At 71.9% G+C, this 24,834-nt stretch carries 24 protein-coding genes; 16 read left to right on the top strand and 8 right to left on the bottom strand.

Features of this window, described 5'->3' with window-relative positions; all coding sequences use genetic code 11:
- Positions 1–39 precede the first annotated feature (39 nt).
- From pcaH to E1288_RS11595, 6 genes are read left to right on the top strand one after another with little or no spacing between them, the layout of a single operon-like run.
- On the top strand, positions 40–792 hold the full coding sequence (pcaH, locus tag E1288_RS11570; protein ID WP_132484165.1) for a protocatechuate 3,4-dioxygenase subunit beta: 753 nt from the start codon (positions 40–42) through the stop codon (positions 790–792).
- Positions 792–1,364 (top strand): protocatechuate 3,4-dioxygenase subunit alpha, encoded by a 573-nt coding sequence (pcaG, locus tag E1288_RS11575; RefSeq protein ID WP_132484166.1) that lies wholly within the window; start codon positions 792–794, stop codon positions 1,362–1,364. Before pcaH ends, pcaG begins: the two co-directional genes overlap by 1 nt.
- Entirely contained in the window at positions 1,336–2,694 is a 1,359-nt protein-coding gene (gene pcaB / locus E1288_RS11580; protein WP_235883495.1) for a 3-carboxy-cis,cis-muconate cycloisomerase, read from the top strand. Before pcaG ends, pcaB begins: the two co-directional genes overlap by 29 nt.
- Positions 2,691–3,452, top strand: a complete 762-nt coding sequence (pcaD, locus tag E1288_RS11585; protein ID WP_132484168.1) for a 3-oxoadipate enol-lactonase — start codon at positions 2,691–2,693, stop codon at positions 3,450–3,452. Before pcaB ends, pcaD begins: the two co-directional genes overlap by 4 nt.
- Positions 3,452–3,847 carry a 4-carboxymuconolactone decarboxylase gene (gene pcaC, locus E1288_RS11590; RefSeq protein ID WP_132484170.1) on the top strand — a complete coding sequence of 132 codons (396 nt, stop codon included), beginning with the start codon at positions 3,452–3,454 and terminating at the stop codon, positions 3,845–3,847. The genes pcaD and pcaC overlap by 1 nt, the downstream gene beginning before the upstream one ends.
- Positions 3,848–3,862: 15 nt before the next feature.
- Entirely contained in the window at positions 3,863–4,663 is an 801-nt protein-coding gene (locus E1288_RS11595) for an IclR family transcriptional regulator (RefSeq protein WP_132484172.1), read from the top strand.
- A gap of 10 nt (positions 4,664–4,673) precedes the next feature.
- Here the strand turns inward: E1288_RS11595 and E1288_RS11600 are convergent, their stop codons facing one another.
- Complete coding sequence (locus E1288_RS11600) at positions 4,674–5,423, bottom strand: FadR/GntR family transcriptional regulator (protein WP_132484174.1); 750 nt, start codon at positions 5,421–5,423, stop codon at positions 4,674–4,676.
- 96 nt (positions 5,424–5,519) lie between these two features.
- On the opposite strand from E1288_RS11600, the gene E1288_RS11605 reads away from it, so the two are divergent.
- The 6 genes from E1288_RS11605 (at position 5,520) to E1288_RS11630 (ending at position 11,598) form a co-directional block, all read left to right on the top strand.
- A complete protein-coding gene (locus E1288_RS11605; RefSeq protein ID WP_132484176.1) occupies positions 5,520–7,151 on the top strand; it encodes an L-lactate permease in 1,632 nt (543 codons plus the stop codon).
- Positions 7,152–7,180: 29 nt separating this feature from the next.
- A complete protein-coding gene (locus tag E1288_RS11610; RefSeq protein WP_132484178.1) occupies positions 7,181–7,915 on the top strand; it encodes a (Fe-S)-binding protein in 735 nt (244 codons plus the stop codon).
- 17 nt (positions 7,916–7,932) lie between these two features.
- Complete coding sequence (locus tag E1288_RS11615) at positions 7,933–9,360, top strand: LutB/LldF family L-lactate oxidation iron-sulfur protein (protein ID WP_132484377.1); 1,428 nt, start codon at positions 7,933–7,935, stop codon at positions 9,358–9,360.
- On the top strand, positions 9,357–9,998 hold the full coding sequence (locus E1288_RS11620; protein ID WP_132484180.1) for a LutC/YkgG family protein: 642 nt from the start codon (positions 9,357–9,359) through the stop codon (positions 9,996–9,998). Before E1288_RS11615 ends, E1288_RS11620 begins: the two co-directional genes overlap by 4 nt.
- Positions 9,999–10,079: 81 nt before the next feature.
- On the top strand, positions 10,080–11,258 hold the full coding sequence (locus E1288_RS11625) for an acyl-CoA dehydrogenase family protein (RefSeq protein WP_132484182.1): 1,179 nt from the start codon (positions 10,080–10,082) through the stop codon (positions 11,256–11,258).
- 127 nt (positions 11,259–11,385) lie between these two features.
- Positions 11,386–11,598, top strand: coding sequence for a hypothetical protein (locus E1288_RS11630; protein ID WP_132484184.1), 213 nt, complete (start codon positions 11,386–11,388; stop codon positions 11,596–11,598).
- 53 nt (positions 11,599–11,651) lie between these two features.
- Here the strand turns inward: E1288_RS11630 and E1288_RS11635 are convergent, their stop codons facing one another.
- Positions 11,652–12,629 (bottom strand): Lrp/AsnC family transcriptional regulator, encoded by a 978-nt coding sequence (locus E1288_RS11635; protein WP_132484186.1) that lies wholly within the window; start codon positions 12,627–12,629, stop codon positions 11,652–11,654.
- Positions 12,630–12,850: 221 nt separating this feature from the next.
- On the opposite strand from E1288_RS11635, the gene E1288_RS11640 reads away from it, so the two are divergent.
- Both E1288_RS11640 and E1288_RS11645 read left to right on the top strand, forming a co-directional pair.
- Positions 12,851–14,389, top strand: a complete 1,539-nt coding sequence (locus E1288_RS11640; protein WP_132484188.1) for an AbgT family transporter — start codon at positions 12,851–12,853, stop codon at positions 14,387–14,389.
- Between the two features lie 128 nt (positions 14,390–14,517).
- Positions 14,518–15,729 carry a metal-dependent hydrolase family protein gene (locus E1288_RS11645; protein WP_132484190.1) on the top strand — a complete coding sequence of 404 codons (1,212 nt, stop codon included), beginning with the start codon at positions 14,518–14,520 and terminating at the stop codon, positions 15,727–15,729.
- A 9-nt stretch (positions 15,730–15,738) separates the two neighbouring features.
- On the opposite strand, the gene E1288_RS11650 is transcribed toward E1288_RS11645, so the two are convergent.
- The 3 genes from E1288_RS11650 to E1288_RS11660 are packed head-to-tail and all read right to left on the bottom strand — an operon-like array spanning position 15,739 to position 18,488.
- Positions 15,739–16,302: a GNAT family N-acetyltransferase gene (locus E1288_RS11650; RefSeq protein WP_132484192.1), complete on the bottom strand. Its 564-nt coding sequence runs from the start codon at positions 16,300–16,302 to the stop codon at positions 15,739–15,741.
- The gene (locus E1288_RS11655) at positions 16,292–17,770 is read right to left on the bottom strand and encodes an APC family permease (RefSeq protein WP_132484194.1); all 1,479 of its coding nucleotides are present in this window, start codon (positions 17,768–17,770) and stop codon (positions 16,292–16,294) included. Before E1288_RS11655 ends, E1288_RS11650 begins: the two co-directional genes overlap by 11 nt.
- Before the next feature lie 19 nt (positions 17,771–17,789).
- Positions 17,790–18,488 (bottom strand): GPP34 family phosphoprotein, encoded by a 699-nt coding sequence (locus E1288_RS11660; RefSeq protein ID WP_235883496.1) that lies wholly within the window; start codon positions 18,486–18,488, stop codon positions 17,790–17,792.
- 269 nt (positions 18,489–18,757) lie between these two features.
- On the opposite strand from E1288_RS11660, the gene E1288_RS11665 reads away from it, so the two are divergent.
- Positions 18,758–20,635: an ABC transporter ATP-binding protein gene (locus E1288_RS11665; RefSeq protein WP_132484196.1), complete on the top strand. Its 1,878-nt coding sequence runs from the start codon at positions 18,758–18,760 to the stop codon at positions 20,633–20,635.
- 6 nt (positions 20,636–20,641) lie between these two features.
- Here E1288_RS11665 and E1288_RS11670 read toward each other — a convergent pair whose 3' ends face one another.
- Both E1288_RS11670 and E1288_RS11675 read right to left on the bottom strand, forming a co-directional pair.
- Positions 20,642–21,133, bottom strand: a complete 492-nt coding sequence (locus E1288_RS11670) for a MarR family winged helix-turn-helix transcriptional regulator (RefSeq protein ID WP_132484198.1) — start codon at positions 21,131–21,133, stop codon at positions 20,642–20,644.
- Positions 21,134–21,224: 91 nt separating this feature from the next.
- A complete protein-coding gene (locus tag E1288_RS11675; RefSeq protein WP_132484200.1) occupies positions 21,225–22,214 on the bottom strand; it encodes a PHP domain-containing protein in 990 nt (329 codons plus the stop codon).
- Between the two features lie 126 nt (positions 22,215–22,340).
- Here E1288_RS11675 and E1288_RS11680 point away from each other — a divergent pair, with 126 nt between their 5' ends.
- On the top strand, positions 22,341–23,408 hold the full coding sequence (locus tag E1288_RS11680; protein ID WP_132484202.1) for a tartrate dehydrogenase: 1,068 nt from the start codon (positions 22,341–22,343) through the stop codon (positions 23,406–23,408).
- Positions 23,409–23,474: 66 nt separating this feature from the next.
- Here E1288_RS11680 and E1288_RS11685 read toward each other — a convergent pair whose 3' ends face one another.
- Entirely contained in the window at positions 23,475–24,821 is a 1,347-nt protein-coding gene (locus E1288_RS11685; RefSeq protein WP_132484204.1) for an amidase, read from the bottom strand.
- Positions 24,822–24,834 lie beyond the last annotated feature (13 nt).

Below are 24,834 nucleotides of genomic sequence, written 5' to 3' on the forward strand. Positions count from 1 at the left end.
TCCTGCCCGCCTGACAGCTTGGACGCAAGAGGAGCTGCGATGACCACACACGAGACCCGGTCGCCGGCCGGGCTGATCCTGCCGGAGTACGGCAGCGACGACCAGTCCCACCCGGCGCTGAACACCCCCGAGTACCGCTCGTCCGCGCTGCGCTACCCGAAGCAGCCGCTGCAGTACCTGCCCCAGTACCTCACCGAGATCACCGGGCCGCTGCTCGGGCAGGACCGCTGCGGCGAGCGCGACCACGACCTGACCGTGCAGCACGACGGCGAGCCGCTGGGCGAACGCATCATCGTCAGCGGCCGCGTGCTGGACTCCGGCGGCAAGCCCGTGCCGAACACGCTGGTGGAGATCTGGCAGGCCAACTCCGCCGGCCGCTACCGGCACCAGGGCGACCGGCACCCGGCGCCGCTGGACCCGAACTTCTCCGGCACCGGCCGGTGCATGACCGACGCCGACGGCAACTACGAGTTCATCACCATCAAGCCCGGCGCCTACCCGTGGCGCAACCACGACAACGCGTGGCGCCCGGCGCACATCCACTTCTCGCTGTTCGGGCAGGCGTTCACCCAGCGGCTGATCACCCAGATGTACTTCCCCGGCGATCCGCTGTTCCACCAGGACCCGATCTTCAACTCGGTGCGCGACGAGCAGGCCCGGGAACGGATGATCTCCCGCTTCGACCTCGACACGACCGTGCCGGAGTGGGCGCTGAGCTACAAGTTCGACATCGTGCTGCGCGGCCCGGAGGGCTCGGTGTTCGAGGACGAGGAAGAGGAGGACGACGACTGATGGCTGCCCCCAAGCCCCCGGCCACCACGCCGTCGCAGACGGTCGGCCCGTTCTACGCCCTGCCCGGCGGCATCCTCTGGGACGGCGGCCAGGAGGTCGTCGCCGCCGAGCACCCGGGCGCGTTCGTGCTGCACGGGCGGCTCACCGACGGCAACGGCGATCCCATCCCGGACGGCGTGGTCGAGATCTGGCAGGCCGACGAGCACGGCCGGTTCGACCACCCCGACGACCCTCGCCCGGAGTCCTCGTCGTGGCAGGGATTCGGCCGGTGCCCGACCGACGCCGACGGCGGGTTCTGGTTCCGCACCGTGAAGCCGGGCCCGCTGCCCACGCCGGACGGCGCGACCGAGGCGCCGCACCTCGACGTCACCGTGCTGGCCCGCGGCATGCTCAACCGGGTGGTCACCCGCGTCTACTTTCCGGACGAGGAGCAGGCCAACGCGGCCGACCCGGTGCTGTCTGCAGTGGACACGGCGCGCCGCGGCACGCTGGTCGCGGCGGCCGATGACCGCGGCTACCGCTTCGACATCCGGATCCAGGGCGATGGCGAAACAGTCTTCTTCGCGGTCTGACGACCTGTTCGGGCCGATGTTCGGCACGCCGGCGGCGGCGGAGCGGACCAGCGGTTCCGCCTGGTTGCAGGCAATGCTGCGCTTCGAGGCGGCGTTGGCTTCGGCGCAGGCCGAGGCCGGGGTCATCCCGGTCCCGGCCGCCGAGGAGATCGCCCGGCACTGCCGGGCCGAGCTGTTCGACGTCGGCTCGATCGCCGAACGCACGGTGTCGTCGGCGACGCCGGTGATCGCGCTGGTGCGGGACCTGACCGCCCTGGTGGGCGCCGAGGCGAAGCCCCACGTGCACCGCGGGGCGACCAGCCAGGACGTGATCGACACCGCCGCCATGCTGGTGGCACGCGACGTCCTGGACCTGATCATCGCGGATCTGCGTGCCGCGGCGGCCGAATGCGCGAGGCTCGCCGAACGGCACCGGCACACCGTGATGATCGCCCGCTCGCTGCTGCAACAGGCGTTGCCGACGACGTTCGGTTGCCGCTGCGCCGGCTGGCTCACCGCGCTCGACGAAGCCATCGCCGCGCTCAGCCGCATCCAGGACGAGCGGCTGGCCGTCCAGCTCGGCGGCGCCGCGGGCACGCTCGCCTCGCTCGGCACCGACGGCGTCCGGGTCGTCGGGCTGCTCGCCGCCGAACTCCGGTTGGCCGAACCCGTCGTGCCCTGGCACACCGACCGGACCCGGGTCGCCGAACTGGCCGGGGCGCTGGGCACCGCGGCCGGGGTGCTCGGCAAGATCGCCCTGGACGTCGAGCTGCACGCGCAGACCGAGGTCGGCGAGCTCGCCGAGGGCAAGGCGGGCGGGTCCTCCGCCATGCCGCACAAGCAGAATCCGGTGTCGGCGGTGCTGATCACCGCCGCGACCCGGCGGGCGCCCGGCCTGGTGGCGACCCTGCTGTCGGCGATGCCGCAGGAGTACGAGCGCGCCGCCGGGGCCTGGCAGTCCGAGTGGGAACCGCTGACCGAACTGCTGCGCCTGGTCGCCGCGGCGGCCGCGCAGGCCCGGCGGCTGCTGGCGGAACTGCGCGTGCACCCCGAGAAGATGGCCGCCAACCTCGCCCTCACCGGCGGTCTGGTGATGGCCGAAAGCGCGGCCGGGGCGCTGATGGCCGGTCTCGGCCGCACCGAGGCGCAGGCCCTCGTCGCCCGGCTGTGCCGCCGCGCGGTGCAGGAGGGCACGACGCTGCGCGCGGAACTGCTGGCCGATCCGCAGGTGCGGGCGGTGCTTTCGGAAGCCGAGGTAGTCGCCGCGACCGAGCCCGCCGACTACCTCGGCGCTGGAGCCTCTTTCGTCGACCGCGCCCTAGCCGCACATGCCGAACTGGAGAACCCGTGAACTTGAACTACGAGCTGACCGGACCCGACGGCGCGCCGGTCGTCGTGCTGTCCAACTCGCTGGGCACCGACCTGACGCTGTGGGACGAGCAGGTTCCCGCGCTGGCGCAGGAGTTCCAGGTGCTGCGCTACGACCAGCGCGGCCACGGCGGCACCGCGGGCAAGCCCGGGCCGTACGCGCTCAAGCAGCTCGGCGGCGACGTGCTCGCGCTGCTGGACACCCTCGGCATCCGCCGGGCCCACTTCGCCGGGGTCTCGCTGGGCGGCATGACCGGCATGTGGCTGGCCGAGCACGCGCCGGAGCGCATCGACCGGCTCGCGCTGATCTGCACCTCCGCCGACCTGGGCCCCGCGTCGATGTGGCGGGACCGTGCGGCGCTGGTGCGGGAGAAGGGCACGCAGGCGATGGTCGAGCCGTCGCTGCCGAGGTGGTTCACCCCGGCCCTGGCCGAGCGGGCGGACGTCGTCGAGAAGTTCGGCGGCATGCTCGCCGCGGCCGACGACGAGGGCTACGCGGGCTGCTGCGAGGCGATCGCCGGCATGGACCTGCTGCCGAAGCTGGGCGAGATCACCGCGCCGACGCTGGTGATCGCGGGCGCCGAGGACGCGGCCACTCCCCCGGCGCACGCGGAGCAGATCGCCGCGGCCGTCGCGGGCGCCCGCCTGGAGGTGCTTTCCCCGGCGGCGCACCTCGCCAACGCCGAACAGCCCGAGGCCGTCAACCGGCTGCTGCTGGACCACTTCACGAGGAGCCTGTGATGCCCGAACGCCTCGACGACGAAACCCGGCGCGACCAGGGGATGCAGGTGCGCCGGCAGGTCCTCGGCGACGAGCACGTGGACCGGGCGAACACCAAGATCACCCCGTTCACCGAGGGTTTCCAGGACTTCATCACCCGCTACGCGTGGGGCGAGCTGTGGAGCGGCGACGGCGTCGACCGACAGACCCGCAGCATGCTGACGCTGGCGATCCTGGCGGCCGTGGGTTGCGAGGACGAGTTCGCGATGCACGTGAAGGCCGCCCGCCGCAACGGCGTCCCGCCGGAGCACATCCGGGAGGTGCTCATGCACGTCGCGATCTACGCCGGGGTGCCCCGCGCGAACAGCGCCTTCGCGATCGCCAATACGATCCTCGGCGACGAGCAGTCCGACTGAAGCAGGAGAAACGCCATGGAACCCGTGTCCGACACGAGCGGCGGTTACGTCCAGTCGCTGGCGCGCGGGCTCCTGGTGATCCGCGCGTTCAACGAGTCCAACCCGGAGATGACGCTGTCGGAGGTCGCCCGCGCGACCGACCTGTCGCGCGCGGCGGCCCGCCGGTTCCTGCACACCCTGGTGCACCTCGGTTACGTGTGGACCGACGGCCGGGTCTTCGCGCTCACCCCGCGCGTGCTGGAGCTGGGCTTCGCCTACCTGTCCAGCGTGTCGCTGCCGGAGATCGCCCAGCCGCACCTGGAGCGGCTGGTGACCGAGGTGCACGAGTCGGCGTCGGTGTCGGTGCTGGACGGCCCGGACATCGTCTACGTCGCCCGCGTCCCCACCTCGCGGATCATGACGGTGTCGATCAACATCGGCACCCGGTTCCCCGCCTACGCGACGTCGATGGGCCGGGTGCTGCTCGCCGACCTCGAGCCCGCCGCCCTGGACGCCTATCTGTCCGAAGTGGACCTGGAGCCGCTGGGCCCGCACACGATCACGACCCCGGCGGCGTTCGAGGAGGAGCTGGCCCGCATCCGCGAGCAGGGCTGGGCGCTGGTGGACCAGGAGCTCGAAGCGGGCCTGCGCTCGATCGCCGCGCCGATCCGGGACCGGGCGAACAAGGTGGTGGCGGCGGTGAACATCTCCTCGCACGCCTCCCGCACCAGCCCGGAAGAAGCCCGCGAGAACCTCCTGCCGCCGCTGCAGGCGACGGCGGCCCGGATCAGCGCCGACCTCGCGGTCGCCCCGCAGTCCCGCGCGGTTTCGCGCTGAGGTTCCGGCTTCAGCTCAGTTCCGGGGCCCAGCCGTCGCGGTAGAAGCCGCGGATGTGGCGTTCCACGTGGTCCTCGGCCGCGGCGGCGTCGCCCGACTCCAGCGCCTGGTGGATCAGCCGGTGGTCGTGGCGCAGCCGGTCGGCGATCGGGTACCACTTGTCGCCGAGCTCGTCGAAGGCCGCCAGCAGCGGGCGGCGCATCGACTCGCGGATCGCGATCGTCATGTCCGCGACCAGCCGGTTGCCACCGGCCTCAGCGATCCCGACGTGGAACTCCGTGTCCAGGTCGTTGAACCGCTCGCGGTCGCAGTCGGGGTCGTCCATCTCGTCCAGCAGTTCGCGCAGTTCCTTGAGCTCCGGCACGGTGGCGCGCTGCGCGGCGTTGCGCGCGCTCTCGCGTTCGAGCATGATCCGCGCCTGCACGACGTCGGCCACCGGGAAGTTCGCCAGCGCGACGTGCAGCCTCAGCAGCCGGGTCAGGGCCTGGCTCGGCAGCGCGGCTACCGTGGTGCCGGAGTCCGGGCCGGTGCCGACCGCCATGCGCAGCACGCCCTGGGCTTCCAGCGCGCGGAACGCCTCGCGCACCGCCGCCCGGCTCACGCCGAGCATCTGCGCCAGTTCCCGCTCGGGCGGCAGGCGGTCGCCGACGTGCAGCTGGCCGCTGACGATCTGCTCCTCGATCCGGTCGATGACCAGCTCGTAGGTGCGCGTGCGAGCCACCGGGCGCCAGTTCCCGCCCCGCTCGTCGGCCTCGGCCATCCGTTCCCCTTTACAAACGCCACCAGCGTTACCTATGGTACCGCCAGCCTTTGGTCCGACCATAGAATGGTCAACGGCACAGAGAGGTGTCGCGTCGTGTACCAACCCGTCACCGCCCCGATCGCGGGCAGCCTCGGCCTGTCCGCCCTCGCCGCGGCGATACCCCTGCTCACCGTGTTCGTGCTACTCGGCGTCCTGCGCGTGAAGGCGCACCTCGCCGGGGTCGCCGGGCTCGCGGCCGCGCTGCTGGTCGCCGTGCTCGGCTACGGCATGCCGGCCGACCTGGCGCTGCTCTCCGCAGGCCAGGGCGCCGCCTTCGGCGTGCTACCGATCCTGTGGATCGTCGTCACGGCGATCTGGCTCTACCAGCTGACCGTGCGCAGCTGCCGCTTCGAGGACCTGCGCGCCTGCTTCGCCCTGCTGTCGCCGGACCCGCGGATCCAGGCCGTGGTGATCGCCTTCTGCTTCGGCGGCCTGCTCGAAGCCCTGGCGGGCTTCGGCGCGCCGGTCGCGATCACCGGCATGATGCTCGTGGCGGTCGGCTTCCCGCCGCTGCGCACCGCGGTCACCGTGCTGCTGGCCAACACCGCGCCGGTCGCGTTCGGCGCGCTGAGCACGCCGATCATCACCGCCGGCGAGCTCACCGGGATCCCGTTCGAGCACATCGGTGCGGTCGTCGGCCGGCAGACGCCGCTGCTGGCGCTGTTCGTGCCCGTCCTGCTGGTGCTCGTCGTCGACGGGCGGCGCGGCGTGCGGCAGACGTGGCCCGCGGCGCTGGTGACCGGAGCGGCGTTCGCCGCGGCGCAGTTCGTCTGCGCCAACTACATCTCGGTGCCGCTGACCGACATCGTGTCCTCGCTCGTCGGGGCCGTCGCGCTGGTGGTGCTGCTGCGGTTCTGGCAGCCGGGCGGCAGCGCCGAGGCCCGCGCCCGCATCACCGGCAGCGCGGAGACCGCCGAGCCGACCACGCAGCGGTTGAGCAGCGGGCGAATTTTCCTCGCGCTGTTCCCGTATCTGCTGGTGGTCGCGGTGTTCTCGGTCGTCAAACTGTGGAAGCCGGCGGGTGCCGCGCTGGCCGCGACCGACGTCAAGATCCCGTGGCCCGGCCTGCACGGCGCGCTGCTGTCTGCCTCTGGCGCGCCGTCGAGCACCACGGTGTTCACGCTGAGCTGGTTGTCCTCGCCGGGAAGTCTGCTGCTGCTCTGCGGTTTCGGTGTCGCACTGACCTACCGGATCTCGCTGCCGGCCGCGCTGTCCGAACTCGGGCGCACCGTGGTGTCGATGCGCTGGTCGGGGCTGACCATCATCAGCGTTCTCGCGCTGGCCTACGTGATGAACCAGTCCGGGCAGACCACCACGATCGGCATCGCCATCGCCGGGGTCGGCACCGCGTTCGTCTTCCTCTCGCCCGTGCTCGGGTGGCTCGGGGTCGCGGTAACCGGCTCGGACACCAGCGCGAACGCGCTGTTCGCGAGCCTGCAGCAGGTGGCGGCGCAACGCATCGGGGTCGACCCCGCCCTGCTGGTCGCGGCCAACACCTCCGGCGGCGTGATGGGCAAGATGATCAGTCCGCAGAACCTCGCGATCGTCGCGACCGCGGTCGGCATGGCGGGTTCCGAGGCGACGATCCTGCGCAACGTTCTCAAGTGGAGCGTCGGGCTGCTGCTCGCGTTGTGCGTCCTCGTCTTCCTGCAGTCCAACGTCCTGTCGTGGATGCTTCCACGGTGAACGGACGCGAATCGAATGGAGTGATGGGTATGAGGGTGGCGTTGTTCGCTACCTGCCTCGGGGACGCGATTTTCCCGGCGGCGCCCAAAGCCACGGTGGAGGTCCTGGAGCGGCTCGGCTGCGAGGTCGAGTTCCCGGCCGCGCAGACCTGCTGCGGGCAGATGCACACCAACACCGGCTACCGCAAGCAGGCGATCTCCTCGGTGCGGACCTTCGTGGACGCCTTCGCCGACTACGACGCCGTGGTCGCCCCGTCCGGATCGTGCGTGGCGTCCGTGCGCCACCAGCACGCGATGGTCGCCGAGGGCGACAAGCGGCTCAGCCGCGCCGTCGCAAGCATCGCTCCGCAGGTCCACGAGCTGTCGGAGTTCCTCGTCGACGTGCTCGGCGTGACCGACGTCGGCGCGTACTTCCCGCACCGGGTGACCTACCACCCCACCTGCCACTCCGCCCGGCTGCTGCGGGTCAGCGACAAGCCGCTGCGGCTGCTGCGCGCGGTGCGGTCGCTGGAGCTCGCCGAGCTCCCCGCCGCCGAGCAGTGCTGCGGGTTCGGCGGCACCTTCGCGCTGAAGAACCCGGACGTGTCGGTGGCGATGGGCGCGGACAAGGCGCGGCACGTCCGCGAGACCGATGCGGAGGTGCTCTGCGCCGGGGACGCCTCGTGCCTGATGCACATCGGGGGGCTGCTGTCCCGGCAGCGCTCCGGGATCCGGGTGATGCACCTGGCCGAGATTCTGGCCTCGACGGAAGGGATCGACCGGTGACCGGCACCTACCTGGGCATGCCAGCGTTCCCGCAGGCCGCGAAGCGGGAGCTGGCCAACTCGCAGCTGCGGCACAACCTGGCGAACGCGACCTCGACGATCCGGGACAAGCGCGCCGGCGTCGTCGGCGAGCTCGACGACTGGGCGGAGCTGCGCGAGGCCGGCGCGGCCATCAAGGCGCACACGCTGTCCAACCTGGACAACTACCTGGAGCAGTTCGAGGCGGCGGTGACCGCGGCGGGCGGCACCGTGCACTGGGCGCGCGACGCCGCCGAGGCCAACCGGATCGTCGTGGACCTGGTGCGGGCCACCGGCGAGCGGGAGGTGGTCAAGGTCAAGTCGATGGCCACCCAGGAGATCGAGCTCAACGAAGCCCTCGAGGCCGCTGGGATCGACGCCTGGGAGACCGACCTCGCCGAGTTGATCGTCCAACTCGGACACGACACCCCGAGCCACATCCTGGTGCCCGCGATCCACCGCAACCGCGCCGAGATCCGCGAGATCTTCCAGCGCGAGATGGGCAAGGTCGGCGCGCCCGCGCCCGCGGACCTCACCGACGAGCCCGCCCGGCTGGCCGAGGCCGCCCGTCGGCACCTGCGGGAGAAGTTCCTGCGCGCCAAGGTCGCCGTCTCCGGCGCGAACTTCGCGGTGGCCGAGACGGGCACGCTGGTGGTCGTGGAGTCCGAGGGCAACGGCCGGATGTGCCTGACCCTGCCGGAGACGCTGATCAGCGTGGTCGGCATCGAGAAGCTGGTGCCGCGCTGGCAGGACCTGGAGGTGTTCCTGCAGCTGCTGCCGCGCTCCAGCACCGGCGAGCGGATGAACCCCTACACCTCGACCTGGACCGGCGTCACCGCCGGGGACGGGCCGCAGTCGTTCCACGTGGTGCTGCTGGACAACGGCCGCACCAACGCGCTCGCCGACGAGGTCGGCCGCCAGGCGCTGCGCTGCATCCGCTGCTCTGCCTGCCTGAACGTGTGCCCGGTGTACGAGCGCACCGGCGGCCACGCCTACGGCTCGGTGTACCCGGGCCCGATCGGCGCGGTGCTGACGCCGCAGCTGCGCGGGACGGCGTCCGAAGTGGACAAATCGCTGCCGTACGCGTCCTCGTTGTGCGGCGCCTGCTACGACGTGTGCCCGGTCGCGATCAACATCCCCGACCTGCTGGTGCACTTGCGCACCCGGGTCGTCGAGGAGCACGGCTGGCGGTCCAAGCCGATGGACGCCCTGATGGGCCTGGCGTCCTGGGTGTTCGGCGACGCGAAGCGGCTGGCCGCGGCCGAGAGGGTGGCGGCGCTGAGCCGCCGGGTCATCGGCCGCAAGGGCACCATCGGCCGGTTGCCCCCACCGCTGTCCCGCTGGACCGATGCGCGGGACGCGCCGGCTCCGGCCGAGGAATCCTTCCGCTCCTGGTGGGAGCGCAACCGAGGAGGCGAGTCGCGATGAGTGCGGGGAATTCGGCGCGCGAGGCGATCCTGGGCCGGGTGCGCTCGGCGCTGGTGCAGACGGAGCGGGTTCCGGTGTCGAGCATTCCGCGCGACTACCGCACCGAACGCCCGGCGGCGGATCTGGTGGGCCTGTTCTGCGAGCGGGTCGCGGACTACCGGGCGACGGTGGAGCGGGTCGAGCCGGGCGGGCTGCCCGCCGCGATCGTGGCCGCCGCGCGCGCCGCGGGTGCCCGCCGGGTACTCGCCCCAACTGGGGTACCACAACAGTGGTATGACGCGCTGAGCTCGGAGTTCGGGCAAGTGGACGACGGATCGGACATCGACACGGCGGGATTGGAGCGCATCGACGCCGTGATCACCACGGCCGTGGTGGGCATCGCCGAGACGGGCACCATCGTGCTCGATCATGGCCCCGGCCAGGGGCGCCGGGCGGCGACGCTGGTGCCGGACGTGCACATCTGCGTCGTCGGGGAATCCCAGGTCGCCGACGACGTCCCGACCGCGCTGCGCCGGCTGGACCCGACCCGGCCGATGACGTTCATCAGCGGCCCGTCCGCCACCAGCGACATCGAGCTCAACCGGGTCGAGGGCGTGCACGGCCCCCGGACCCTCCACGTCCTGGTCACCCCGGGCTGAGATCGCCTCCCGGACCGGCCGCACGACCGAGTGACGGCCGGTGCACACTGATCGTCGATCAGTGTGATTTGGAGGTCGACCATGGGGACCGGTGCGCGGGCGGATCTCGTCGAGCGGGCGGCGGCGCTGCGGCCGCTGCTGGAGCAGCATCGGGCCGAAGGCGAACAGGAACGGCGGCTCGCCGACGAGTCGATCGCCGCGCTCGACGAGGCGGGCCTGTTCCGCGCGTGGGTGCCGCGCCGGTTCGGCGGACTGGAAACCGACCTGCGCACCATCATGGACGCCACCGCCGAGGTCACCCGGGGTGACGCCGCCGCGGGCTGGCTGGTACTGATCCTCGGCTGTGGCGACTGGCTGACCGGCCTCTTCCCCGACCAGGCGCAGGAAGAGGTCTTCGGCGCCGACCCGGACACCAAGGTGTGCCAGGTGCTCACGCCGAAGGCATCCGCCGAGCGGGTCGACGGGGGCTGGCAGGTCAGCGGCAGCTGGGCGCCGGCCTCCGGCTGCCTGCACTCCGGCTGGGCCATGCTCGGCATGTCGTTGCCGGCGCACGGCGACGAGCCGGCGGACGCCGCGTTCGGGCTGGTCCCGATGAGCGAGCTGCGCGTCAAGGACACGTGGTTCACCCTCGGCATGCGCGGCACCGGCAGCAACCTGCTGATCGGCGAGAACGTGTTCGTCCCCGACCACCGGCTGCTGCGCCGGGGGCCGGCGACGCGGGGCGTGTTCACGCGCCGCCGCAACGATTCCCCGCGCTACCGCACCGCCGTGGTCCCGACGCTGGCGACGTTCCTGATCGCCCCGCTGCTCGGCATGGCCGAGGAGGCGCTGGACCACGTGCTGTCGCAGGCCGGCCGCAAGGGCATCGCGTTCACCAGCTACCAGCGGCAGCGCGATTCGACCGCGTTCCAGCTGGCCGTGGCGGAGGCGTCGACGAAGATCGACGTCGCCCGGCTGATCGCGGACCGGTCGGCGGCGGTGGTCGACGGCCACGCGCTGTCCGGGACCCACCCGGGCTACCTGGAGCGCGCCCGGCTGCGGCAGCATTCCAGCCACGCGATCCAGCAGTGCCGCGAAGCCGTCGACGGGCTCGTCTCCGCCTACGGTGCGTCGGCGCTGTCCGAATCGGACCCGTTGCACGCGATCCTGCGCGACGTCCAGACCGCCGCCCGGCACGCGCTCGCCCACCCGGCCAGCAACGCGGAGCTGTTCGGCCGGGCGCTCCTCGACGTCGAGCCCAACATCACCGAGATGATCTGACGACTTCCCTTCCGGCCACACGATCCAGTGACAGCAGGAACCTCGTTCCGGGCATCCTGGTCGAAGCGGTGTCGTCGCCGATGAGGCGCCGGTCACGGCATTGCTGGTCCGAAGAAGGGAGCTTCGCGTGGCAGAGATCCGGGTCCGGCTGCGCGGTGGGCCGGAGGACGGCCACGAGGTCGCCGTTTCCGCGGACGTGTCGGGCAAACCGGTACCGCGCATCACGTTCCCCGCGCGGGCCCGCAATTCCCAGGCCGTGCCGCCACTGCTGATCTACGAGCGCGGCAGGAGGCGACCGGACGGCACCTGGGAATTCGACTACGTCGGCGCGGAGACCTGAGGCGCGGCGGTTTCCGTGGGAATCGGCACTCCGGTTTCCGCCGAAATCGCCGACTACGCCAGCCGGACCCCCTCGCGGGGCAGCCAGTAGCGGGTCAGCACCCGGAGGACGACGGCCACCTCGACGGACTTGATGCCCTCCAGCGCGGCCAGGTCGCCGGTGAGCAGGCCCGCGAGGTCGTCCTCGTCGCGGAACGCCCCGTGGTAGATCATCGACGCCGTTCCCGCCACTGTGGACACGAAGCGCGCCGTGGGGTGGCGGCCCAGTTCGGCGGCGATGCCGGTGATCGCGCGCAGCTCGGTGGTCAGCGAGATCACCGCCTCCAGCGGATAGCCGAGCACCGCCGGTTCGATCTCGACGCGCGGGATCACGATGCCGCGCTCCAGCAGGGACTGGGCGATGCGGTAGGCGGTGGACTGGCTCAGGTCGAGGCGGCGCGCGATGTCGGCTGCGCTGGCCCGGCCGTCCTCCTGCAGCGCCCGCGCCACGCGCCGCTCGTCCTCGCCGAGCTCCGCCCGGACGTCCTGCCGGACGGCCGGGTTCTCCGCGCGCAGCCGGGTTTCCTGCTCGTGTGTGAGCCGGTCCAGCTGCCAGGTCGCCGCCGAGGCGTAGGAGCGCAGCGCGATCTCGGTGTGGCTGGCGGCGACGCCGGGGATGCCGCCGACGCGCTCGGTGATCAGGTCCGCGTTGGCGGCGCGGTCGGCCGGTTGCAGGATGCAGTAGACGTCGGACCGCCCCGAGGTGATCGCCGCGAACTGCGTTTCCGGCAGCGCCGCGACCTCGCGGGCCACCTGCCCGGCCGCGCCAGGCTGCGCGGAGATCCACAGGTGCTGCGGGTGCGCGGGCTGCACCGACCAGTTCAGCTGGCCGATCACCTTCAGCAGCCGCGCCTCGACCAGCCGGGTCAGCCGCCGGCTGACGGTGCTGGCCGCCATGTCCAGGACGTCGGCCAGCAGCCGCACACCGGCGCGCGGCGCGCGTTGCAGTGCCGCGACCAGGTCGAGGTCGGCGGCGTCCAGGGACTCGGCCATACCGGTGATCGTACGGCGCGGTACTCCCGCTCCCGGGACGTGCGGCGGTCGCGACACGACAACCTCCCCTCGGACGAATCATCCCCACTCGGGCGACCACGCCGAATGAATACATCGATCATAAGCTGGCCATTGACTGATTGTTCCATCGACACGTAGCGTTCCGGCCATCCTCGCCGGCGGCCGATCGCGCTCCGGCCCTCGCCCCAGGAGGTCGCAGCGTGCGTGGCACCGCCCGAACCCCCAGCCGGTCCACCGGCGTGCTGGTCCGCTTCCTCTCGGGGATCGAACGTGCCGGAAACGTGCTGCCGCACCCGTTCTGGCTGTTCGGCATCCTCAGCGCGGTGCTGGCGGCACTGAGCTGGGGGCTGCACGCGCTCGGCGCCACCGCGATCTCCCCCGCCGACGGCAAGACCGTCGCGGTCCGCAGCCTGATCTCCATCGACGGCGTCCGCACCGCGGTCTCCGGCGTGGTGGAGAACTTCGTGACGTTCCCGCCGCTGGGCACCGCGCTGGTCACCATGATCGGCGTCGCGGTCGCCGACAAGGCGGGCCTGCTGACCACGATGCTGCGGGCCGCGGTGATCCGGGTGCCCCGGCGCTGGGTGACCTTCGCGCTGGCGTTCACCGGCATGATCGCGCACGTCGCCTCCGATGCCGCCTACATCGTGCTGATCCCGTTGGGCGCCATCGTCTTCCGCGCGGTCGGGCGCAGCCCGGTGCTGGGCATCGTGGTGGCGCTGGTGGCCATCTCGGCGGGCACCGACGCCAGCCCGCTGATCACGCCGACCGACGTCATCCTGTCCGGGCTGACCACCGCGGCCGCCGGGACGCTGGACCCGGCGTACGTCGTCAGCCCGGTGGCGAACTACTTCTTCTCCGCGGTCTCCTCGGTGCTGCTGTCCGCCGTGATCACCCTGGTGGTCGAGGGGTTCCTGGCCAGGCGGGTGGAAACCGGCGAGGACGACGCCGATGTCGAGCACGACGACTCGGCGCTCGAACTCACCCCGCAGCAGCGCCGCGGCCTGCGCAACGCGGGCATCGCCGCGCTGGTCTACGTCGCGGCGCTGGTGGTCGCGACGCTCCCGACCGGCTCGCCGCTGCGCGGAGCGGACGGTTCGCTGCTGGATTCGCCGCTGCTGTCGGGCATCGCGATCGTGCTGTCGCTGCTGTTCATGATCACCGGTACCGCCTACGGCATCGCGGTCGGCGAGATCCGCCGCAGCCGGGACGTGCCGGACCTGATGACGCAGGGCCTGCGCGACATCGCGCCGATCCTGATGCTGTTCTTCGCCGTCTCGCAGTTCCTGGCCTACTTCAAGTGGACCAAGATCGGCGAGGTCACCGCGATCCACGGCGCGGCGCTGCTGAAGTCCCTCGGCGCGCACAGCCTGCTGATCTTCCTCGGCATCCTGGTGCTGGTCAGCCTGATCAACCTGGTGGTCACCAGCGGTTCGGCGCAGTGGGCGCTGGTCGCGCCGGTGTTCGTGCCGATGCTGATGCTGCTGGACATCCCGCCGGAGACGACCCAGGCGCTGTACCGCATCGCCGACTCCTGCACGAACGTGATCACCCCGATGAGCCCGTATTTCGTGATGGCGCTCGGATTCGTCCAGCGCTACCGGCGGAACGCGGGCATCGGCACCCTCGCGTCGATGACCATCCCGCTGGCGTTCTCGATGCTCGTGGTCTGGACCCTGCTGTTCTTCGCCTGGTGGGCGCTGGGAATTCCGCTCGGCCCCGGCGCCCCTGTCCGCTAGGACGCTTCCAGTGTCGTTTCTCGTAGCGGTGCAAGTAGCGGAACCTCAGATGCCGCCTCGGTCCGGGATCCCCGACTCATGTACGTCCGGATTCCCGCTGTCTCCAATCAAATGCTGAAAGGACGCTCGTGACCTCCCTGGTACTGCGCAACGCCCGGCTGCTGGACGTCGAAACCGGTGACTACCGGGAAGCCGACCTGGTCTGCGCCGACGGGCTGATCGCCGAGTCCGGTGGCCGCGCCACCGGCCCGGCCGGTGCGACCGAGATCGACCTGCGCGGCGGGTACGTGCTGCCGGGGCTGATCGACGCCCACGTGCACGTCGCGGGCATCACCGCCGACACCACGGCGTTGCGCGGCTGGTCGCCGAGCTACATCGCGGCCGGGGCGGTGCGCAACATGGGCGCGATGCTGGACCGCGGGTTCACCACCGTCCGCGACGTCGGCGGCGCGGACTACGGGTTCGCCGCCGCGCAGGTCGACGGGTTGATCCGCGGGCCGCGGCTGATCTTCGGCGGGAAGGCGCTGAGCCAGACCGGCGGGCACGGCGACAAGCGCACCGCCGGGGTCCGCGTCTACGACGACCACCCGTTCTGCGGCGGTTCCAGCCGCATCGCCGACGGCGTCGACGGGGTGCGGCTGGCCGCGCGGGACGAGCTCCGCCGCGGCGCGCACCACATCAAGGTGATGGCTTCCGGCGGGGTCGCCTCCCCCGCCGACCACATCGACTCGACGCAGTACTCCATGGACGAGCTGCGCGCGATCGTCGACGAGGCGAACGCGGCCGGCCGCTACGTGACCGTGCACGCCTACCCGCCGGCGGCGATCAACCGCGCGCTGGAGGCCGGGGTGCGGTGCGTCGAGCACGGGAACCTGCTGGACGACGAGGGAGTCCGGCTGCTCGTCGACAACGGCGCCTTCCTGGTTCCGACGCTGGTGACGTACTGGGCGCTGCAGCGGGAAGGCATGGACCACGGCCTGCCGAAGGGCAGTTGGGAGAAGGTCGCGCAGGTGTTCGAAGGCGGGCTCGGCGCGCTGGATCGCGCGGTGCGCGGCGGCGTGAACGTCGCCTTCGGCACCGACCTGCTCGGCGGCATGCAGCGCTACCAGAGCGAGGAGTTCCGCATCCGCGCCGAGGTGCAGCGGCCGCTGGACATCATCCGCTCCGCGACGGCGGTGGCCGCCGACCTGGTGCGGATGCCCGGCCGGATCGGCACGCTCTCCCCCGGCGCCCACGCCGACCTGATCGTCCTGGACACCGATCCGCTGGCGGACATCACGGCCCTGACCAAGCCGCTGCGCATGGTCGTCCAGGCGGGCGAGATCGTCCACCAGCCCTGATCGGGAGCGTCAGCTCGCGGGACGCCACATCGGGTAGAGGCTGGGGCCGCCGGGGAGGACGGTCGGGTCGCCGTGGTCCTGGAAGCCCAGGCGCAGGTAGAGGTTCCGGCTCCGGGCGCTGCTGGCCTCCAGGTACGACGGCATCCCCTCGGCGTCCCACCGGCGGAGGGCGCCGCTGAGTTCCCGGCTTCCGACGCCGGTGCCCTGCACCGCCGGGTCGACGCCGATCAGGGCCAGGTACTCGTGGGGGTCGCGCGGGTGCCGTTCCGCGCTCAGGGCGCCGAACTCCCGGAACCGGTGCGCCCGGTCCCCGGCCAGGTCGAGCAGGCGCTGAGAGTCGGCGTCGTCGAGCATGCTCGGCGGCCCGGTGCGCGCCGCGAGCCAGACCTGCACCGCGAGGCCGTCCGCGCCGCTGATCACCCGCCCGGCCGCACCGGCCTGCGCGAGGACCATGACGAACCACTCTCGGTACACGTGGTGCCGGTGCTCCGGGTCCGGCAGCAGCCACCGGGCGAACGCGTCGTCGGCGAACGCCCGCAGCAGCGTGCGCACCCGGACGTCCTCAGTGGACATCAGCGGGCTCCGCGTCGGCCTGGACGGTGGTGGCGCGGGCGCCCATCCCGATCCGCGCGTAGGCCTCCGGCCGGAACCGCTTCAGCACCGCGCCCCAGCCCGCGCCGAGCGCCAGCACGACCACGAAGCCCAGCGGCAGCGCCCACGCGGCCGGGTCGCCGTCGGGCACGCCGAGCACGGTGCCGAACGACGTCACCGTCAGGACCAGCACCACCGCGAGCACCGCGGCGGCCAGCGCCGGTGCGACGGCGGTCCGCCACCGGCCGTGCCCGTGGTCGCGTTCGCGGATGAAGTAGCCGACGACGGCGATCGAGGTCAGCAGCACCAGCGTCAGGACGCCGAGCGCGCCCACCGAGGCACCCCAGAAGAACAGGTAGGTGATCGGGTCCAGCCCGGTGACCGCCACCAGCACCACCACGACGGCCACGATCGCGGTGGTGGTCAGCGAGCCCGCCGCCGGGGCCGAGGTGCGGGAGCTGGTCGTCCCCCACCAGCGCAGGCCGACGCCTTCCCGGCCCAGCGCGAAGAAGTACCGGGCGCAGACGTGGTGGAACGACAGCGTCGCGGCGAACAGGCTCGTCACGTACAGCGCCGAGCCGATGGTCACCAGCACGCCCGGCAGCCGCTGCCCGGCGAGCACGAAAAGCAGTTCCGTGGAATGGGTCTCGGCCTGCGAGACGATGGCGTCCGGCCCGGTGGCCACCGTCATCGCCCAGGTCGACAGCGAGTAGAGGCCGCCGATGACGACCAGCGAGATGTAGGTCGCGTAGATCACCGTGCGCGGGTTCTTCGCCTCCTCAGCGAGCACCGTGGAGTTCTCGAACCCGATGAAACCGGTGAAGGCGATCACCAGGATCACCCCGGCGGCGCTGGTCATCAGCTGGGCCGGGTTGAGGGTGTCCAGCACGACGCCGGCGGCCGACGGCGCGGACACGAACGCCGCGTCGTAGACCAGGATGATCGCCACCTCGGCGAGCAGCAGCACCCCCAGCACCCGCCCGTTGACGTCGATGCGCAGCATGCCGAGCACCGCGATCAGCGCCAGGCCGGCGGCCGAGAGCACCCACCACGACACCTCGGCGCCGCTGATCTGCTGCACGAAGGCGGCCGCGCCGACGCCGAACCCGCCGAGCAGGCTGGCCAGGATCATCAGGTAGGAGACGAGCGCGAGGCCGCCGGCCGCGGTGCCGGCCACCCGGCCGAGCCCCTTGGCCACGTAGGCGTAGAACGCGCCGGCGTTCTCCACGTGCTGCGACATCGTGACGTAGCCGATCGCGAACAGCCCGAGGATCAGCGCGATCGCCAGGTAGCCCAGCGGGATCCCGGTCACCCCGGACACCGCGAACCCGCTGACGGCACCCCCTCCGACCACCGTTTCCGGGGCCGCGGCGGCGACGGTGAAGAACACGATCGACGTCACGCCCAGCCGGGCGCGGGCCAGGGCTGCGGAGACTTTGGACGGTGGCAACGCTCGCTCCTCTGCGCTCTCAGTGCCTCGGGGTTATCGCGGACTGGCCACGGGCGGCGCCCACCTCGCTGACCAGGGTCCGCAGCGGGCCCGGGATGCGCGGCTCCCAGGACTCCATCCGGTACTCGCCCTGCCTGGTGACGTGCTTGGCGAGCCGGATCTGGCGCAGCACGCCGGTTTCCCGCAGCAGCAGCGCCAGGGTGATCTCGGCGAGCCGGGCCGGGATGGTGATCATGCCGCTGCCGCTGGCCGTTTCGGCGCCGGTGAACAGCGTTTCCAGGTCCACCTCCGGGTTGCGCACGCCGTCGTCGGTGAGCCTCCAGGCCGCGGCCGACCCGCCGCGCCAGCCGCCGGACACCGGCACCTCCCGGAGCACGTCGGTGATGGTCAGCCGGGCGCGCACCTTCTCGGTGGCGGTCTGGCTCAGGTACTCCAGCCACGTCCGCACGTCGTGGCCGGACTCCTCGCGGATCTCCCGCAGGATCGCCCAGGACAGGAAGTCCGGGCAGCGGCCCTTGCCGCTGGGCCGGACGCTGGGCGTCACCGAGACCTCCTCTTCGAGGATCAGCTCCGCCAGCAGCCCGCCGGCGCAGCCGAGCGCCACCAGCGAGCCGTCGATCCTGGGCGAAAGGCGCTGTTCCCCGGTGTGCGCGGCCAGGAAGAACCGGTCCGCCACGCGCAGCGGGATGCGCGCGGGATCCTGCCCGGAAACCGTCAACGCCCACCCCCGGCCGAAGTGCTGATCAACACGCGGTCGCTCCCGTCCGACGCAGCGGCCTACCAGTCAATCCCGCGAGTTCGGACCGTGTCCGAGCCAGCGCACAGAGTAACGTACGTGAAGCATTGTTCAAGATAGCCGTCCAGCACTGCGCCGACCGACCCGCCCGCGCGGGAATCGACGCTCGTCCCGCGGCGTTGACTTCGACTTAACGCGAAGTTTCAGGATGGTGCTCGACCGCGTTGGACCGCTTGAAGAGGACTGCGAACATGACGGTGACATGGGAGACGATGCGCTCCTTCGCCAGTGACGAATCCGTGACCCGGCAACGCCTCTCGCCCGGGCTGGCCCGGCGCATCTTCCGCTACGCCCGGCCCTACACCCGCGACATCATGCCCTTCCTGGCGCTGGTGGCGTTCGCCGCGGTGCTCGGCATCGTCAACCCGCTGCTGTTCAAGGCGATCATCGACGACGGGATCGTGCCGCAGAACATGGGCGTGATCGTCTGGCTGGCGGTGGCCGTCGCCGGCGTCGCGCTCCTGGAGGCCGCGACGTCGCTGCTGCAGCGCTGGTACTCCGCGCGGCTCGGCGAGGGGCTGATCTACGACCTGCGTTCGGAGGTCTTCGACCACGTGCAGCGGATGCCGGTGGCGTTCTTCGTGCGGGCGCAGACCGGGGCGCTGGTCAGCCGGCTCAACAACGACGTCATCGGCGCGCAACGGGCCCTGACCAGCACGTTGTCGTCGGTGGTGTCCAACGTGCTGAGCCTGGTGCTGGTGCTGGCCACCATGTTCACCCTGTCCTGGCAGATCACCCTGATCGCGCTGGCGATGCTGCCGCTGTTCCTGCTGCCGGTGCGGTGGATCGGGCGGCGGCTGCAGCGGGTCACCCGGGAGCAGATGAAGGTGGACGCCGAGATGAGCTCGCTGATGACCGAGCGCTTCGGCGTCGCCGGGGCGATGCTGGCCAAGCTCTACGGCCGCGCCGACGAGGAGTCCGAGCGGTTCTCGCGGCGGGCGGTGCGGGTGCGCGACATGGGCGTGGTGTCGGCGATGTACAGCCGGGTGTTCTTCGTCGCGCTGACGCTGCTGGCGTCGCTGGCCACCGCGGTTGTCTACGGGCTCGGCGGCGGGCTGGTGCTCACCGGGGCCTTCGAGCTGGGCACCCTGGTGGCGCTGGCAACGCTGCTCAGCCGCCTGTACGGGCCGCTGACCGCGCTGTCCAACGTGCACGTCGACGTGATGACCGCGCTGGTCAGCTTCGACCGCGTCTTCGAGGTGCTGGACCTGCGGCCGATGATCCAGGAGAAGCCGGCCGCGAAGCCGCTGCCCGCCGGGGCTGCCGACGTCGAGTTCGACGCGGTGTCGTTCCGCTACCCGGCGTCCAGCGAGGTTTCGCTGGCGTCGCTGGAATCGGTGGCGCGGCAGGACAACGCGCCCGCGCACGACGTCCTGCACGACATCTCGTTCCGCGCCGCGCCGGGCCAGACGATCGCGCTGGTCGGCCACTCCGGCGCGGGCAAGACGACCATCACCAACCTGGCCGGGCGGCTCTACGACGCGGATTCCGGAGCGGTGCGCATCGGCGGCGTGGACGTCCGCGACGCGACGCTGGCCTCGCTGTACTCGACGGTCGGCGTGGTCACCCAGGACTCGCACCTGTTCCACGACTCGATCCGCGCCAACCTCACCTTCGCCCGGCCCGACGCGACCGACGAGGAGCTGACCGAAGCCCTGCGGACGGCGCAGCTCGGGCACCTCGTCGCGTCGCTGCCGGACGGGCTGGACACGGTGGTCGGCGACCGCGGCTACCGGCTCTCCGGCGGCGAGAAGCAGCGGCTGGCGATCGCGCGGCTGCTGCTGAAGGCGCCGCCGATCGTCGTGCTGGACGAGGCGACCGCGCACCTGGACTCGGAGTCCGAGGCGGCGGTGCAGCAGGCGCTGAAGACCGCGCTGTCCGGGCGAACGGCGCTGGTCATCGCGCACCGGCTGGCCACGATCCGGGAAGCGGACCGGATCCTGGTGGTCTCCGGCGGGCGCATCGCGGAGCAGGGCACGCACACCGAGCTGCTGGCCCGCGGCGGCCTGTACACCGAGCTCTACCGCACCCAGTTCGCGCAGCAGGACGACACCGACGAGGCGGCGTGAGGGTTTTCAGTCCCGTTGCGGCGGCGCGGTGGTGAGGTTCCCCTCGGGGTCCAGGTGCGCGAGCATGGCGGCGCAGAGCTCGTCGAGCTGGCGCACCTGGGCCTCGGAGAGGCCGTCGAAGATCAGGTCGCGGACCTTCTCCACGTGGCCGGGGGCCGAGGCGACGAGCTTCTCGTAGCCGGCTTCGGTGAGCTCCGCGACGTTGCCGCGACCGTCGGAGCACGCGCGCTGCCGCCGCACCCAGCCCTGCTGCTCCAGACGGGCGACCACGTGCGACACCCGGGACGGCGAGGCGTTGGACCGGGCCGCGAGTTCGCTCATCCGCAGCGCGCGTTCCGGGTGCTCGCTGAGCATCGCCAGCACCCAGTAGCCGAAGTGGGTCAGGCCGGCGTCCCGTTGCAGCTGGTTGTCCAGCGCGGCCGGGACGACGGTCATCAGGGCGGCGAACTTCCGCCAGGCGCACTGCTGGGTGTCGGTCAGCCATCGGGTTTCGGTCACCCGATCAGCATACCCGGACAGTATTTGAACTTTCAAATACCATGCGTGATCAGCTGCGGAGCGATCCGGCGGGGATCGTAGTGCGCTCGGCTCACCGCCGGGCCAGCAGGTCCTCGGCCGGGAGCGCGTTGATCACGCGGTCGGCGGGCACCTCGCACTCCTCGGCCCGCGCGCATCCGTAGGCCAGCCAGTCCAGCTGGCCCGGGGCGTGCGCGTCGGAGTCGATGCTGAACGCGCAGCCGATGTCGCGGGCGAGCCGGATCAGCTCGCGCGGCGGGTCCAGCCGGTCCGGCCGGGAGTTGATCTCGACCGCGACGCCGTTGTCCCGGCACGCCTCGAACACCGCCACCGCGTCGAAAGTGGACTGCGGCCGCTTCCTGTCGCCGATCAGCCGCCCGGTGCAGTGGCCCAGCACGTCCACGTGCGGGTCGGCCACCGCCGCGCACATCCGCCGCGTCATGGCCGGCGCGGCCATCCGCAGGTCGGAGTGCACGCTGGCCACCACGACGTCCAGCTCGGCGAGCAGGTCCTCGTCCTGGTCCAGCTCGCCGGCCGACAGGATGTCGACCTCGATGCCGGTGAGGATGCGAAACGGCGCGAGGCGCTCGTTGAGCTCCGCGACCACCTCCAGCTGCTGGCGCAGCCGGTCGGCGGACAGGCCGCGGGCCACCGTCAGCCGGGGCGAGTGGTCGGTGAGCACCATCCACTCGTGCCCGAGCTCCCGCGCGGTGATGGCCATCTCGGTGATCGGGCTACCACCGTCGGACCAGTCGGAATGGGTGTGGCAGTCGCCGCGCAGCGCCGCGCGCAGCCGCTGCCCGTGCTCGGGAAGGTCCACTTCGGACCGCAGGCGCGCCAGGTAGTCCGGGATCTCGCCGCGGTGCGCGGCCTCGATGACGGCGGCGGTGGTCTTGCCGATGCCCTCCAGCGCGGTCAGCCGCCCGGACGCCACCCGCTGGTCCAGGTCCGGGAGGTCGTCGACGACCGCGGCGGCGCGCCGGAACGCCCGCACCCGGTAGGTCGGCGCGCCCTCGCGCTCCAGCCAGAACGCGATTTCGCGCAATGCCCGTGTCGCATCCACGCCGTCCTTGGTAGCCGGTGCCGGGCCGGAGCGCCACCGGCGATTCGCCCCGGGGTCTTGGCCGCGGGCGGGCCCGCGGCGTTAGATGGCGACTGGAACGGTTCTCCGAGAGGCGCGAGGTGCAGATTGCAGCAGTACGAAGTGGCGGTCCTGCCCGGTGACGGGATCGGCAACGAGGTCATGCCGGAAGCGTTGCGGGTGCTCGAGGTGATCGGCGCGAAGTACGGGGTGCGGTTCGACTTCCGGCACTTCGACTGGAGCTGCGAGACCTACCGCAGCACCGGCCGCATGATGCCCGCCGACGGGCTGGACCGGCTGCGCGACCACGACTCGATCCTGCTCGGCGCGGTCGGCTGGCCCGGCGTGCCCGACCACATCTCGCTGTGGGGGCTGCTGCTGCCGATCCGCCGCGAGTTCGACCAGTACGTCAACCTGCGCCTGGTGCGGCTGCTGCCGGGCGTGACGCCGCCGGTGCGCGACAAGGAGCCCGGCGACATCGACTTCTGGGTGGTCCGGGAGAACACCGAGGGCGAGTACTCCCAGCTCGGCGGGCGGCAGGGCGAGGGCACCCCGAACGAGATGGTGCTGCAGACCGCCGCGTTCACCAGGCGCGGCACCGACCGCATCATGCGCTACGCCTTCGAACTGGCCCGCAAGCTCGGCAAGCCGCACGTCACCTCGGCGACGAAGTCCAACGGCATCTACTACTCGATGCCGTACTGGGACGAGCGGTTCGCGGCCATCTCCGCCGAGTACCCGGACATCACCGTCGACCAGGACCACATCGACATCCTGTGCGCGCGGTTCGTGATGACGCCGGAGCGCTTCGACGTGGTGGTCGCCAGCAACCTCTTCGGCGACATCCTCTCCGATCTCGGGCCCGGCGTGACCGGCACGATCGGGGTCGCGCCGTCGGGCAACATCAACCCGGAGCGCGACTACCCGTCGACGTTCGAGCCGGTGCACGGCTCGGCGCCGGACATCGCGGGCCGGGGCATCGCCAACCCGATCGGCCAGATCTGGTCCGCGGCGATGATGCTGGACCACCTCGGCCTGCCGGAGGCCGGGGCCGACGTGGTCCGCGCGATCGAGCAGGTCCTGACCAACGCGTCGGCGCCGCGCACCCCGGACCTCGGCGGCAAGGCCACCACCGAGGACCTCGGCAAGGCCGTCGCGACCGCTGTGCAGGGCTGACCGGCCGGCGCCGGTTTCGCGGGAGACCGACGGTTCAGTCGGTCCTCGCGAAACCGCGCCTGGCGGTCATCGTGCGGCGTCGGTGATCCTGGCCGCGACGGCAAGCAAGAGGTCTTCGTGCCCGGGTCGGCAGGCCAACTGGACGCCGACCGGGAGGTCGCCGACGGTGCCGGCCGGGACCGAGACCGCCGGGATGCCCGCCACGTTCCACGTCTTGGTCAGCGACACCAGGGCGCCGCGGACCGTCTCGGCGGCGCCGTCGATCTCGATCTCGCGCTGACCGATGGCGGGCGCGACGACGCAGGTCGTCGGCAGCGCCAGCAGGTCGACGCGGGTGAGCAGGCCGTCGATCTCGGCGCGCCACCGGTCACGGGCCGCGACTGCCCGCACGTGCTGCCAGCCCGCGGTCTTCGCGGCTTCTTCCAGCCGTTCCAGGACGTCCGGCGTGAACAGCTGCGGGTTCTGCGCCACGCGTTCGGCGTGGATCGCGTACGCCTCGCTGTACTGGATGCCCGCGAAGGCCTTGTGCAGGACGGCCGGGTCGCTCAGCTCGACGTCCCGCACCTCTAGGCCGTCGAGGTCCAGGGCGGCGCGGGCGGTCCGCGTGACGTCCGGATCAGTCGGGTGCAGCGTGCCCGGGTCGATCCAGCCGATGCTCGCGGCCTCCCCCGCTTCGCGGCTGACGGTGTTGCGCAGCCCGGCCAGCACCCGGTAGCCGGTCCGGCAGTCCTGCGGGGTCCTGGCCAGCACGCCGACGTGGTCCAGCGACTGCGACAGCGGGAACACGCCGCCGGTCGGAATCGCGTTGAACGCCGGTTTGAAGCCCACCACGCCGCACATCGCCGCCGGGATGCGCACCGAGCCGCCGGTATCGGTGCCCAGCGCCAGCGGCACCATCCCGGCCGCGACCGCGGCCCCGCTGCCGCCGCTGGACCCGCCCGTGACCCGGCTCGGGTCGTGCGGGTTGCGGGACGGCCCGTGGTGCGAGCTGTCACCGCTGGCCCCGAACGCGAACTCGTGCGTCGTGGTCTTGCCGACCAGCACCGCGCCGCCGTCGCGCAGCCGCTGCACGCACTCGGCGTCCGATGTGGAGACATTCGCCGCGAAGTGCGCCGACCCCATGGTCGTGGGCAGGCCGACGACGTCGATGATGTCCTTCACCGCCACCGGGATCCCGTGCAGCGGTCCCCGGTCGACGCCTTCGGCCAGCTCGGCGTCGGCCTTCTCGGCGGCCTTCAGCGCGCCGTCGCGGTCGACGGTCACGAAGGCGTTGAGCTCGCCGTCGAGTTCTCCGATGGACGCCAAGGCGGCCCGGGCCAGTTCGACCGCGGTCACCTCGCCGGCGCGCAGTGCGTCGGCGAGCCCGCCGATCGTGCGGTCGGCGAAGAAGCCCGCTGGACGTTGCTGGGTCAACGCGGCTGCACCC

Source organism: Saccharopolyspora elongata (assembly GCF_004348985.1).
Lineage (GTDB): Bacteria > Actinomycetota > Actinomycetes > Mycobacteriales > Pseudonocardiaceae > Saccharopolyspora > Saccharopolyspora elongata.

What these genes read in the sequence shown, in the direction of transcription:
- E1288_RS11625 (WP_132484182.1), top strand. Translation starts at nt 10,080, where the DNA reads ATGGGGACCGGTGCGCGGGCGGATCTCGTCGAGCGGGCGGCGGCGCTG.
- E1288_RS11595 (WP_132484172.1), top strand. Translation starts at nt 3,863, where the DNA reads ATGGAACCCGTGTCCGACACGAGCGGCGGTTACGTCCAGTCGCTGGCG.
- E1288_RS11650 (WP_132484192.1), bottom strand. Translation starts at nt 16,302, where the DNA reads ATGTCCACTGAGGACGTCCGGGTGCGCACGCTGCTGCGGGCGTTCGCC.
- E1288_RS11615 (WP_132484377.1), top strand. Translation starts at nt 7,933, where the DNA reads ATGCCAGCGTTCCCGCAGGCCGCGAAGCGGGAGCTGGCCAACTCGCAG.
- E1288_RS11635 (WP_132484186.1), bottom strand. Translation starts at nt 12,629, where the DNA reads ATGGCCGAGTCCCTGGACGCCGCCGACCTCGACCTGGTCGCGGCACTG.
- E1288_RS11610 (WP_132484178.1), top strand. Translation starts at nt 7,181, where the DNA reads ATGAGGGTGGCGTTGTTCGCTACCTGCCTCGGGGACGCGATTTTCCCG.
- pcaG (WP_132484166.1), top strand. Translation starts at nt 792, where the DNA reads ATGGCTGCCCCCAAGCCCCCGGCCACCACGCCGTCGCAGACGGTCGGC.
- E1288_RS11665 (WP_132484196.1), top strand. Translation starts at nt 18,758, where the DNA reads ATGACGGTGACATGGGAGACGATGCGCTCCTTCGCCAGTGACGAATCC.
- E1288_RS11600 (WP_132484174.1), bottom strand. Translation starts at nt 5,423, where the DNA reads ATGGCCGAGGCCGACGAGCGGGGCGGGAACTGGCGCCCGGTGGCTCGC.
- pcaH (WP_132484165.1), top strand. Translation starts at nt 40, where the DNA reads ATGACCACACACGAGACCCGGTCGCCGGCCGGGCTGATCCTGCCGGAG.
- pcaC (WP_132484170.1), top strand. Translation starts at nt 3,452, where the DNA reads ATGCCCGAACGCCTCGACGACGAAACCCGGCGCGACCAGGGGATGCAG.
- pcaB (WP_235883495.1), top strand. Translation starts at nt 1,336, where the DNA reads ATGGCGAAACAGTCTTCTTCGCGGTCTGACGACCTGTTCGGGCCGATG.
- E1288_RS11620 (WP_132484180.1), top strand. Translation starts at nt 9,357, where the DNA reads ATGAGTGCGGGGAATTCGGCGCGCGAGGCGATCCTGGGCCGGGTGCGC.